The organism is Pseudanabaena sp. SR411, assembly GCF_002251945.1.
In the GTDB taxonomy this organism is placed as follows: domain Bacteria; phylum Cyanobacteriota; class Cyanobacteriia; order Pseudanabaenales; family Pseudanabaenaceae; genus Pseudanabaena.
The window spans coordinates 1-1,281 of record NZ_NDHW01000035.1 but is presented as its reverse complement, the minus strand read 5'-3'; the positions used below and the strand labels follow the sequence as shown (position 1 = coordinate 1,281).

The following is a 1,281-nucleotide window of genomic DNA, read 5'->3' as shown; positions in this document are numbered from 1 at the left end:
AGGTACAGTTATGCATTGTCCACATGGTCAGAAACTCAGTCGCTTTTGTGCCTTGGCAACAACGCAAGCAGGTTTGTGCCGACCTCAAGGCTATTTATGCTGCGGCAACGGAATCGGAGTTTAACCTTGAACTCTTTGCGGAGAAGTGGGACAAGCAATATCCATCAATCTCCAAGTCTTGGCGCAATCATTGGGCGAATATTATCCCCTTCTTTGCTTTCCCTCCTGAGATTCGCAGGGCGATTTACACCACCAATGCCATTGAGTCAATGAATAGCAGTTTGCGGAAGGTGATTAAATCTCAACAGATTTTTCCGACCGATGAGGCTGCTTTTAAGCTGGTCTATTTGGCGATGCGGCATATCTCGAAGAAGTGGACAAGGCTCCATTCGTGATTGGAAACCTGCACTTAATCGATTTGCCATCCTCTTTGAGGATCGTCTCCACTTCTAGCTCCTAGACTTTACACAATCTACTTGACAGTCTCCTTGTTTAAGTCAGGAGAATAGGGTGGTAAAAATAGCACCTCACATCCAGTCTGACGGACTAATTGCCTAATCCTTTCCTGTGGATGAAAACYAGCATTATCGATGACTAATATTTGCYYTGGCAATAGTTCTGGGACAAGAAACTCTTCTACCCATTTACATACCAAGTTAGCATTACAGAAGCCGTCGAATAGCATTGGTGCAACAATTTCACCGTCTCGCCAACCACTAATCATGCTCAAACTCTCAGTGCGATGTCCTAACTTTGTGGCATGAAATCTCTCTAATTTGTGGCAATATCCATAGGGATAATCAATCGTATTATCGATACCTGCTTCATCAACATATACGAATCTTTCTTTAGCACGGGTGCGTATTAGTTGCTGAAACTCTTGTCACTGTTGTTCGTTTTTTTCCTGATAGGTGTAAGTTTTTTTTTACGGGTGAAGTTAATTTTACGTAGTGCTTCCCTTATCAGCACTGGACTAACTGGTTTGACCCATTTCTCAGTCATTTCTTTCTGCGTCAAATGTCCATTGGCTTCAGCAAATGCTTGGAATGCTGCTAGGTCTGTGATTTTCGGTTTAGGACCTCGTCGATACTCTTCTAGTACTAGACTTCCTTTCTCTTCTCTCCGTTTTAGCCACTGATCTAACATATTTCTGCTGATGTTCAAGGTTCGGCAGACGTGACTCTTTTTTCCTCCTCTATCAATAGCTGATACTGCTTTCTCTCGTAAATCTGTGCTGTAAGCTGCTGTCATTTTCGGTTCTTTTTCTTTCTCTCCTGTCTT

Annotated in this window: 2 protein-coding genes and 1 pseudogene; 1 reads left to right on the top strand and 2 read right to left on the bottom strand. The window is 43.0% G+C overall.

The genetic code is table 11. From position 1 onward, the window contains the following. Nucleotides 1-453 (top strand): annotated as a pseudogene (locus tag B9G53_RS01460) (transposase); the annotation flags it as partial. A gap of 19 nt (nt 454-472) precedes the next feature. On the opposite strand, the gene B9G53_RS01455 reads toward B9G53_RS01460, so the two are convergent. Both B9G53_RS01455 and B9G53_RS01450 read right to left on the bottom strand, forming a co-directional pair. Next, entirely contained in the window at nt 473-805 is a 333-nt protein-coding gene (locus tag B9G53_RS01455; protein WP_254923505.1) for a transposase, read from the bottom strand. 59 nt (nt 806-864) lie between these two features. Further along, nucleotides 865-1,281, bottom strand: a 417-nt coding sequence (locus B9G53_RS01450; RefSeq protein WP_141211671.1) for an IS630 transposase-related protein, incomplete at its 5' end; no start/stop codon positions are given.